Genomic DNA, 11,664 nt, shown 5'->3' with positions numbered 1-11,664 from the left:
ACATTACGTTTTAATGATATTACAGCATCAATGCCACCATCTCTATAAAGCTTTGTTATGTTAGAAACTGTAGCAGGGCAAACACCATTTGCTCTTGCACTTTGGCTGTAGGTAAGACGTTTGCCGTGGTTATTATCAAGATCCATGAGTACATGACACCTGCATTTTAGTGTCTTACACCTTGATTTCTTTTTTGAAAGTGAAGAAAGTGTATTGTACTCATCATCAGTTAAGTAAATTGCATTTTTGTTGGGTTTTCCTGCCATAATTAGCCTCGCCGTTTTCTTTTAATTATAGCGGAAAATGCCATCAATTAATAGTAGTAATTTAATTAAATGTCAATTAGACAAGACACTAGATTCGTTATTACTGTTTCATATGAACTTGATGAAATAGGAAATCTAATCTCATAAAACTTTAGAGGATCTGCTTTCCGTGACTTTGACGGGAGAAAACAAACGGAGTCGTGTGAGATATATATTTGTAATGATTTTTATCCTTAAATAATTCCTTTGTTTCTTTAGTATTCTTCTTGGTTAACTTTAAATTGAATTCAACATCATAAGTGTTGGATGATGGAAGTTCCAATCCAAGTGTCAAATTAAGTGTGTATTTTTTTAATCAGTCTAACGACCACCGATTTAAAAAATCATACACTTAACGTGACACTCTCAAAAAGACTCTTGCCCAACCACATAAGTACCGAGACTTCTTAACTCATAATAGTTCACATAAATATTCCAGATATTATCACTCATGGATTTATATAGCTAAACCACTTTGTTAACTAAACATTTCATTTTCATACTACAGGAAAGCAAATCCTTTCTCATAGCAATAAGATTATCATATATACTAACTATTTGTTTTTGCTTTTTAATATCAATGTTGCCATCTTTGTCAATAGGTAATATTACTGGAATAGTTGACATGTGAACTATGTCCAACTTTCCATTGTTGGACTCAGCTGTTTTGTATTTATACGTTATCTGGTTAAGTAAATAGTACAAATATTTGATATCTACTAGCTTTTTATACTTTTTTCTTATAACAATCCTGCCGCATTTTTCAGAATACAAATAATCACTTTCTCTATAAAAAACGACCCCAGCATATCCATTAGTAGTCCACGTTAGCTCCCCAGCGTTGCCCCTTTTTTCAAATTCTTCATAGCATTCACTAGACACCCTTCCCATAAGCCCTTCATCTTCTGTCGCAGATGAATAAACCGGAATACCTCTCATTTCGAAATTTCTGTATATCATTTCTTCGCTAATTTTGTTGGATCCTTTATTTAACACAGCAATCGTGTTCACATCTTCTATAATATATTTATCTAATTTAAGTTCTCTGCTAAGAAGTTTATCAATCTTATCTACTTCCTCAAGTATCCCCTTTTCTAGTTCACGAATGCTCTCCACCTGCTCTACAATAGCGTCTTGCTCTTCTATAGGTGGAAACGGATAATCTATGTCTATCTCGGCCATTTCATTATTGTATAGCATTCCCTGCGAACCTTGTTGATTCACGCTGCTCTTTATTTCATCTTGATATCTATATATAAACCACTCTAAATTAATATCTGATTTAATTTTTTCACGCGGAATCAGAACCCCACAATGATCATTAGGATAAAAAGAATAGTTCCTATAGAACATAGTCCCACATTTAGCCCCATCTTTGGTCCACGTCACACACGGTGTATGAACGACAAATTCTCCATGTAAATCATTAATCCATTCCTCATCAACAAGCCATGTTATGCCATTATTCGCTGTTTGTGACGTCACGCAAGGGAAGTTTCCTTGGTGATTATATACGTCCTCTTCAGTTATTCTTCTCCCTGTCCTAACGTAGAACAAATCTACAACTCTCATTTTTTACTCCCCGAATCTTTGTTTCAGCTCACTTTTTATCATGTTGACAGCGCTCACTAGCTCGTCTAAACCTATTGGCTCACTAACCTTTCTTCTGAAATACTTCTCTGGGACAAGTGGTAATGCATAAACTGTTTCTTCACCACTAACATCATAATACTTGTTATTCTCACTATCATATTCGATGTTAAACTCCTCAAATATAGGGATAAACTCTTCCTTTAGATCATTATCTTCAATATAATGATCTTTCTTAACACTATATCCATTCCTTCCCAAAGAAATATTTGAAATCAACATTTCATAATTGTCGTCAGACAAAACGCTTTGATTATTGGCTTCATTCTTTAAAATTGCATTTACGGCTGTTGCGTTTATAGTTTTATATTTAATAGTCTTTTTTTCAGCTATTTCTCTTATACCAATGAATCCATACTTTTTCCCGTTTATCACCTCTCCCCACTCGTTATAGTATGTTTTATTCTCATCCTCAGCCTTAGCTTCATATTTTTGGACTATTTGAGGAGATTTCTTGACTCCATTATCATCTACATATTCTTTCAATTCATCGTGTTTCCAGCTCCCATCTTCATTTTTTAGTGCTGTCGGAAAACGTTTATCCGAATTAGCAAACCCATCATTGTCAACTATATACGCCCACACACGCTCATTTTTATCAAATACATCATTAATAGTACTCAGAGGACTTACTCTTTTTTCTAAGAAAATTACGTAGGTCTTCCACTTTGTATATGGCGCAAATGCAAACTTGGGCAAAGAAATAACACTAGTTATTTTGCATTGTTTAAATATATATTCCCTAAATGAAGCTAATGTAGGTGCTTCAAGTAATCCTTCAGGCACAATTATCGATGCTCTTCCCCCGACCTTTAGCATTTCTATTACTTTTATGACAAAATTCACTTCTAATCTCTTGTTGTTATTAGCTTTCAAAAAGGGATCCTCTGAATTTGGATCACAGATTGCGTAATCACCTTTTCCATATGGTACATTAGTCAAAATATAATCAACATTTTTAATCACATCAGATGAAGTAAGTGAGTTCTGCCTTTGTATAACCGAAAAACCATCCCCAGCCAAAGTCATATTTATTCTAGTTCTACCTATACTATTGTTATTTATGTCATATCCAATTATTATTTGCTGTGCTAATTCAGATGTATCCAACTCTGGATGATTTTTTTCACAATACTCTCTCAAGTATTTAAAACTCTCTGTCAAGAATCCTCCCGTACCACAGCATGGGTCTGCAATTAGCTTCCTATACTCAACAATATTATAAATTTCATCTTCTGGTAAAAACATTTTTACTATAGCTTGAATAATATGCCTACGAGTAAAATACTCGCCTAATAATGACTTCGTTTTTTTACTAGCCAAGCACTCATAAACCTCTCCAAACAAATCAATAGACAAATCCTTTTCTGGGATAGCCTTAAATTCGCGATAAATCTGCATAATTACAGATTCCTCATTAGTAATCCCCTCAGATTTTTCTCGTACATCAATGTTATCCAACTCAGAATGAAAATTGAATTTTTCATTTCCATCATCATCTACTATTACAAATATATCGCGATACTTCTGCTTGATTTCCCTGTTTGCCCTTCTACCAATAATCGATTCCACATTATCGAGAATATCCCCTGGCTCACTTATCGAACTCCATGATATTCCTTGCTTTTCCATTATCATTTTAAGTGCGACGAAGCTCACAGTGAAATTTATAGATAAATCATCACTGTTTTGAATCTCTGGTATCTGTCTGTATATATTTTTTAATCTGTTAATTATGTTGTGAAAATCTTTTTGCGAAAAAGGTTTCTCAATCAGTTCCTCCAAAACAAACTCATTTACATTCGGATTGTCATAAATGAGCTTAAAAACAGCTTCTCCAAAAAAATAATCTACTGTGCTACCATTTATTTTTAGAGGCTCATATTGATCATTAACAAGAACTCTAACATCAAGTGGTTTAGAAGGGTTGTTTCCAATAACTATTCTGCATGGAAAACCAATGACCTTACCAATATTTGAGTAAGTAACAGCCTGTGGAATAGGGTCTTCTGTCGAAGAAAATTTCTTATCCTCAACAATCAAAGAAATCTCATTTTTCCCAAAAACGTTGTACAGCATAACGTCAGGCTTTCCATATCCTTGATCTCCATGATAAGGTGGGATGTTCTTATCAATTGAGTTATTACCTGTCTTTTTCCCCACCACTTTACTGTCCCAAATTGTTTTTAGTGTACTCTTAACCTTATCATCTACATCTTCCTCTAAATCCCTCTTTATTTCTTCCTCTGTGTATGATATTTCCAATCTACTATTTAATATTTCGTCAAGATATTCTCTTACAATTTCGATTTTTTTCTTTGCCATAATCACTCAACTCCCCAAAAGTTTAAATTTAGAAAGAAACTTGATACTTAATTTTATCATACATTTGTCAAATACAACTATTGTTTAGCTCAGCAACAAATGATTCTGTTGCTTTAACGCTTTTTAAAATCATTATTTCATGAACTTTCATTCACAAAAGCACTTACTAATTATTTCCTTACAAATCTCATTACGCAATGACTGTAATGTATCACAAACACTTGCTTCTTTCTTTACAACAGAAATATCTACAACTCTATCCATTATGTATGTCCTCCCTTATTCGAATATACATTTGTTTCTCATTTGTTGTATTTTATCCCCCAAGAAAGGAAACATAAGGAGTAAAGAATACTCCTTAAACATTATCATACAGTTGTATAATTTGTGCTAATTAATTTATGCTAAGCATGTAATTTCTATAAGTGTGGGCATATTTTGTCATCACTGGTTTTCTTACAAATTCTTATACTTCAAGCAGAGCGCTATATCCAAAAAATGATCATAAGTAGCACTGCGAAGGCGATGATAAGAAACACTGTAAACTTCACTGCAAATAGAGCAATCTTTGCTATGGCTACATCAAATTTATCTATTGGTCTGTAGCATCTATTGCAAAAGAAAATGTAATGTTTGTTATCCATAATCTGCCTCCTTACCAGCCCATGTCGTCCATATCGTTTTCAAAATCGAGCCAGGCTTCCAAGCGATCATCTTCTCTGTCGCGCCATAAATTCGGTCTGCTTCCGTTCAAAATCCTTGCGCTCTTTCTTAGACATTCCGCCTATAAGGCTCTTATACTGAGATTCTGAAATTCTAAATCTTTATTCTTTTCTTTTTTTTCAAAAAACATATCTTTACCATCCTTTCTTAGAAACGCAGGGAGGGCACGATATATGATCGTGCCCCACCCCAACATTGTTAATTCATTTCCTCAGGCGTTGTTGTTGTGTATCTTTATATTAAAAAAGTTACAGTCCCATAAAAACGCCAACTACATGTTGCGTATGTTTATAGTCATCCCACAAAATGTGCCACAATTTGACATAAATAAAAAAGAACCCTTGATGTAGACTCACACCAACAGTTCTTTCAAAATTATATGATTACTCCATCAATAATACTCATCAAGCAACAATGGCTCGAACCAAACTTTCATTCTCAATTTTATTAACTATAGATAATAAAACCTCATCATAGTATTCAACTTCACTAGGATTTATCCATGATATACCTAAAAGAGATCCTCCATATGCACCGTGATGATATTTTTTTGTGGAATCATACAATTCTTTTAGTTGAATACAAATTGCTTTTCTTTCATTATTCGATGAGTTACTTCTTATTGCAGAATTAAACATAACTCCCATATTTTCAGGATCAAACTTACTTTTTGCACTAAATTGAAAAAGTGATGCTTCAATCAACGGCCTCATCAAAAGCATCTTTTTTCTCATGTTGTCTATACTATCAAGTGGAAGCGACTTGTATAAATTTGCAAGTTTTTCAAAATCAAAGCCCGTAAAAGCATAATCTCCCGCTATAGCTTCAATATCAAATTTATCGTTACTTTTTCTTGTAGCGCTATTGATTTTTCGAATATACGCCCTGATCTTTCTATTATTGTAATTAGAAGCCTTAAACGATAGTCTTTTATTTTTACTGTACAATGTATGAGAATAAAATGTTGATGCCTCCATTATTTTTTCAAATGCAGCATCAGGTACTTTTTTTACATATGCATATGGTCTCATAGACATCAATGCAATTATCTTATCTATCTCATCTTGACTAGTTTCTGCGGCTTTTATAAAGCCCTCATAAACCTTTTCATCATCGGTTAAATAATCATCAATATTTAACATCAAAAACTCTTCTCTATTTGATCTGAGTTCTAGGTTCAGCATAGGATTATTGCACTTTACATAGCTTTGAACTCTCTCCAAGAAGCTAATATCATGAGTTAGAAGGATAACCTGCCAATCTTGGTTATTCATCATATCAGATACTTGATGTGAAATAATAGATTTTCTCGAATGATCCATACTACTTATAGGATCATCGATAACTATAATCTTACCATTTGATAAATCCTCTTTATCATTAACTTCTGCCAAGAAATATGCAAATGCTATTGCCTTACTTTCACCCTCACTAAAAATAGTATCCTTAAGACCAGCTGATTCTTTAGGTTGGAAATTTTTTAGCCTTATGTAGTATTTCTTATCCTTTACCTCAATCCTTAAATGTGTATTAAGCCTTTTTAAAAAATCATTGACTTCGTTAAGCCTACTCTGATTGTAACAATCATCGATAAGTACAGCTAATTCTGCAATTCTATCTAGATTTTTCAAATATCTTGATGCAACATTCTTCATGATATTTGCTTCATTTCTATAACTTCCAGACGCGCCATATGATAATTCATAAAGTTTTCCCATCTCGTCTATGCTTATGCTTCTATCTACTTTCCTATCAAGCCTATCCTTAGCGTCCTGCAATATTTCTTCAAGTACTTTGATGTTCTTAATAACACCATTTAATAGCGTCAGTGTCTCTTTTTCATCATTTGAAAGGGTAATATCAATATAAGGGTTCTCAGCCTTAATTCTTATTTTTTCTATTATTTCATTTAGTTTTTCTGTATGGCCTGTAGTCCAGCTTAAACCTTTCGCTAATCTATTACTATCCTTTTTCAAAAGCAATTTAGCACTATCAAGATCAGCAATTATCTGATTAAATACCTCTATACGCTCAACAGTCCTTATATTCTGTAATTGAGAAGCCAAGTCATATAATTCCCTACTAAACGCTGCCACATATTCGCCTTTATCCTGACTTATATACTTTCCCAACTTGTTAAATAAATCAACAGCCCTTTTCTCTCTAATAGACTGTCCACACATCGGGCAAAACTTCTTATCTTTCTGATTTCTATATCCCCTTACTGCCCATTGGATATCTGCATTTGTTAGAGTCTCAGCCAAAAATGATGCTATTTCTTTTGATGATACTCTTGGAACTCTATTTATCTTTTTTAATACTACACTGGTATTAAGTGGCTCCACAGCTTTTATCAAATCATAGTTATCTTTACATTGATTCAACAAATTTATTTCGCCAGTGTATTTTTGATTAGCTTTTATCCTTGCATAAATCTGCGCTTCTTCACCAACCGGATACATTTTAAATCCGACCAATTTTTCCATTCTTTTATTAGCATTTTTTTCAGTGATTTTAGATGAAGAAAAATCCTTTATTTTAATATCTGCCTTGGACAAAAAGCTAATCTTTTCATTTACAGTTTTTAAATGAGTTTCATTTTCTGCTAAAAGGAGATCTCTTTCTTTCAGATATTTTGCTCCCTCGCGTCCCATTCCAACTGTTGCCACATTACCTTCCAATTGTTTAGAAACAAATACATGCTCATCAATATACTGATTATTGAATACATGCATATTATTTGGTCTATTATCCCACTCAGATTCAGCAAAAGAAAAGACACTTCCGTTATCATCTTCTATATGCACAGTAATATTCTTATCAGCTGTTTCCCCATCTTTTTTCAACGTTCTTCGACGAATTATACTGTTCTCTCTACCTTCATTTGCAAGAGAATACAGCACATCGCTGAGTGTAGATTTACCAGCTCCATTAAATCCAAAGACTGCAACATTCTTGGTAAAAACCACATTACTTGTAAAGTTTTCATATTGTCCAACATTTTCAATCTTTGCTATTCTACGTATCATCTTTTCATACCCTCCTAGCATTTATTAAAACTATCATTTTCCCCAAACAATATATTTAGTATAATTCCAAAAATGCCAGAATATAAGGTGTATTTTCAGTTTTTGAGCCCCTTTAACTTTCTGCAGGATATTCAGATCTTTTCTCTTACGTTATAAAACTTTTTTATCCCACGGCTTCTTGCCAATAAGTTTTATAATTGCAGAATCATCCGCCTCTTCATACATCTCTTTTACATGGTCACAAGTCTCTGCCAAGACTCAGCTGGGCTTTCGCCATATGCCTTAGTAACAAGATCTCTGCCCCAGACAGCTTCAGGACACAGCATGATAGATACTGCCATGCCGTACTCGTCGCCCTTCTTGTTCTTTCTGCGAACAAAGTCTGCGGTATTCACTCTCCAGTTCCTTAAGCTCTTTCTCCCGAGCATTCATAGTTTCCTGTTTTCTTAAGAATGCTTCTCGCAGTAGCTGCTCTGCTAGTTCACAAAGCTCACCCTTAGCTTTGTATTGAAGTGTCTCTAAAGCAACAGAGTCCTTATCAGAAAGTATATCTTCTCCACTTTCGGCTAGTTGCTGCTTGGTAGCTTCAACCATGCACTCCAGTTTATTCGCATAATCATTTTGTGCATCCACCAACTTCTGCAACAGATCCGGATAATCTTTTACCATCTCAAAGATCTGATCAAGTGTCTCGTCCGCTTCCTCTAATCCCTCATTTCCACGTTCTTTAAGTAGCTCCTTGTTTCGCTCCATCAGATTGTAAACTCCATTCACGAAACTCCAGTAGGGAATGCTGTAGAGCCTTGCACCATCTTCGTAGGTAACGAAATTGTGCAGTTTTCCCTTAATGTACTTATCAAGATCCGGTGGAGCATTTGATTTGTGAACCATCTTGTAACCTCCTTTTGGGTGTTACGAAATGTAAAACGAATGAAATGAACTAAAAAGATAAAAAGCCACATTCCTTGATGAAAAGAAATGTGGCTTAAAATGCAGATTCTCTATTAAAAGATTGAAATTATATCAAAAATACGCCGCTAAAACTGTTACCAAAAATAACCCGACTATTCCTCAGGGCCTTGACCAACCCCAAAATTCGTCATAGCGCGTCCTTTGATTTCTCGATTATTATCCATAGAAAGTCGTATGGCTTCGTACGAGTCCAATGAAGGAGCTGTCAAAAAGTTGCCTGATTGGACGAATATGGACTCCTATGGATTCCCTATACTTTCTAAGACGCACTATATTACTTGCTCGACTTCAAAGTCGGGAAGAGCAGAACCTCTCTTATGTTTGCACTATTAGTAAGCAGCATACAAAGTCTATCGATACCATAACCGATACCGCCCGTCGGAGGCATGCCGATTTCAAGTGCGTTGAGGAAATCTTCATCTGTGTGCTCAGCTTCTTCGTCGCCTGCTGCCGCATTGGCATCCTGAGCTGCGAAACGCTCTCTCTGATCGATAGGATCGTTAAGCTCTGAGTAAGCGTTGCACATCTCCCATGTATTGATGAAGAGCTCGAAACGCTCAACCTTATCAGGATCTGTAGGCTTCTTCTTTGTAAGAGGTGATATTGCAAGAGGATGATCCATGATGAATGTAGGCTGGATCAGCTTCTCTTCGCAGAACTCCTCGAAGAAGAGGTTGATGATGTCACCCTTAGTGTGACGATCCTCGAACTCTACGCCCTTTTCCTTAGCGATAGCCTTAGCTTCCTCATCTGTCTTAACAGCATCGAAGTCAATGCCTGCATACTTCTTGATAGCATCGTTCATTGTGAGGCGCTCGAAGGGCTTACCAAGGTCGATGATGTGATCACCATAAGGAACCTGTGTTGTGCCGCAAACCTTCTCTGCGAGATAACGGAACATGCTCTCTGTGAGCTCCATCATTCCTTCATAATCTGTGTATGCCTGATACAGCTCCATAAGTGTGAACTCAGGGTTGTGTCTGGTATCTGTACCTTCGTTTCTGAATACTCTGCCAATCTCGTATACTCTTTCAAGACCGCCAACGATAAGTCTCTTAAGGTAAAGCTCAAGTGAAATACGAAGCTTTCTCTCCTCATCAAGAGCATTGTAGTGTGTAAGGAAAGGTCTTGCTGCCGCACCGCCTGCATTCTCAACAAGCATAGGTGTCTCAACTTCCATGAAGTCTCTTGCTGACAGGAAGTTACGGATCTCCTGGATTATCTGTGATCTCTTTATAAATGTATCCTTAACCTCTTCGTTCATGATAAGGTCTACATATCTCTGTCTGAAACGGATCTCTGTATCTGTAAGTCCGTGGAACTTCTCCGGAAGAGGCTGAAGTGACTTAGATAAAAGTGTCAGCTCCTTAACGTGAACAGAAATCTCGCCTGTCTTAGTTCTGAAAGCAAATCCCTTAACACCGATGATATCGCCGATATCCATCTTCTTGAATGCTGCGTATGACTCGTCGCCAAGATCATTTCTTGATACATAAAGCTGCATTCTTCCTGACTTATCCTGAAGGTTTGCAAAAGATGCTTTACCCATTACACGCTTGCTCATCATACGACCTGCAAGTGATACAACCTTCTCTGCCGGAATATCTGAAAGCTCAGGAGTGATCTGTTTTCCCTCTGCGTCTGTCTCGGGAACAACCTCCAATGTTTCGAAATTGTCTCTGATCTCCTGTGCATGATGTGTCTGGTCATACTTTACGATCTGAAAAGGATCCTTGCCATTTGCCTGCAGGTCTGCAAGCTTCTCGCGGCGAACCTTTTTAAGCTGGTTTATATCTTCTGTCTTCTGATTATTCTGATTCTTCTGCTGATTCTCTGCCACTTTTTCTCCTCTTTCCAGCTACTGCTCTCACAAGAACTATTTATATATATGAGATTGTAGCTTAATCTATTACTAATACTAATTCACTTGTAATTCAAACAGCTCCACCAATATCGAAAACACTTCGTCAAGTGGATTTGCATGGCTAGCACTAAGCTCGTGATAACCCTCGCCAAGTGCTCTGTTAAAATAGAAATGGGGGCAAATTTTCATTACCCCCACCAATTATGTCATTAACGACTCAAAATCACATTTGCATGTGTTCATGTTATGTTCTAAAGATTCCGGAATGCTGCTGCATTCTGCAAATCTTATTACTTACGAACAATTTCAAGGACCTTGTATACAAAATCACCCATCTGTGTTTCAACAGTGACTTCTTCGCCGACCTTTGCACCGATAAGGGCTTTACCAACAGGTGACTCGTTACTGATCTTACCTTTAAGGCTGTTGGCCTCTGATGAACCAACGATGCTGTACTGTACCTCTTCATTGGATGCAATGTCAAGAAGCTTAACCTTTGCGCCAACGCTTACCTTATCGAGATCAACGTCCTCATCAACAACAACTTCTGCATTCTTGAGGATCTTTTCAAGTTCTTCGATACGAGCTTCGATATCTCTCTGCTCATCCTTGGCTGCATCGTACTCAGCATTCTCTGAAAGGTCACCCTGCTCACGTGCTTCTTTGATTCTCTCAGCAACCTCTGCTCTCTTAACAACCTTGAGGTCATGAAGCTCATCTTCATATGCCTTGAGTCCTTCATAGGTTAAAATGTTCTTCTTTTCTTCCATTTCTATACCCTTTCTATGAAAAAGAT

General features: G+C 36.2%; 9 protein-coding genes. All 9 read right to left on the bottom strand.

What is annotated here, in order from left to right:
- On the bottom strand, window positions 1–266 hold a 266-nt coding region (locus T501_RS14680; protein WP_044915630.1), incomplete at its 3' end, for a helix-turn-helix domain-containing protein.
- A 504-nt stretch (window positions 267–770) separates the two neighbouring features.
- Window positions 771–1,877 (bottom strand): restriction endonuclease subunit S, encoded by a 1,107-nt coding sequence (locus T501_RS14675; RefSeq protein WP_044915629.1) that lies wholly within the window; start codon window positions 1,875–1,877, stop codon window positions 771–773.
- Window positions 1,878–1,880: 3 nt separating this feature from the next.
- On the bottom strand, window positions 1,881–4,280 hold the full coding sequence (locus T501_RS14670; protein ID WP_044915628.1) for an HsdM family class I SAM-dependent methyltransferase: 2,400 nt from the start codon (window positions 4,278–4,280) through the stop codon (window positions 1,881–1,883).
- A gap of 485 nt (window positions 4,281–4,765) precedes the next feature.
- Window positions 4,766–4,924 (bottom strand): hypothetical protein, encoded by a 159-nt coding sequence (locus T501_RS21420; protein WP_155994873.1) that lies wholly within the window; start codon window positions 4,922–4,924, stop codon window positions 4,766–4,768.
- A 483-nt stretch (window positions 4,925–5,407) separates the two neighbouring features.
- Window positions 5,408–8,032: an AAA family ATPase gene (locus tag T501_RS14665; RefSeq protein WP_044915627.1), complete on the bottom strand. Its 2,625-nt coding sequence runs from the start codon at window positions 8,030–8,032 to the stop codon at window positions 5,408–5,410.
- A gap of 230 nt (window positions 8,033–8,262) precedes the next feature.
- Window positions 8,263–8,373: a hypothetical protein gene (locus tag T501_RS22930; RefSeq protein ID WP_442856375.1), complete on the bottom strand. Its 111-nt coding sequence runs from the start codon at window positions 8,371–8,373 to the stop codon at window positions 8,263–8,265.
- On the bottom strand, window positions 8,345–8,923 hold the full coding sequence (locus tag T501_RS14660; protein WP_044915625.1) for a hypothetical protein: 579 nt from the start codon (window positions 8,921–8,923) through the stop codon (window positions 8,345–8,347). Before T501_RS14660 ends, T501_RS22930 begins: the two co-directional genes overlap by 29 nt.
- Window positions 8,924–9,278: 355 nt before the next feature.
- Window positions 9,279–10,844 (bottom strand): lysine--tRNA ligase, encoded by a 1,566-nt coding sequence (gene lysS, locus T501_RS14655; protein WP_044915624.1) that lies wholly within the window; start codon window positions 10,842–10,844, stop codon window positions 9,279–9,281.
- 314 nt (window positions 10,845–11,158) lie between these two features.
- Window positions 11,159–11,638, bottom strand: a complete 480-nt coding sequence (greA, locus tag T501_RS14650) for a transcription elongation factor GreA (protein WP_026509123.1) — start codon at window positions 11,636–11,638, stop codon at window positions 11,159–11,161.
- Window positions 11,639–11,664 lie beyond the last annotated feature (26 nt).

Origin of the sequence: Butyrivibrio sp. WCE2006 (genome assembly GCF_000701985.1) — a bacterium.
Lineage (GTDB): Bacteria > Bacillota > Clostridia > Lachnospirales > Lachnospiraceae > Butyrivibrio.
The sequence above is the reverse complement of the archived record's forward strand: the minus strand, read 5'-3'. Positions and strand labels throughout refer to the sequence as shown.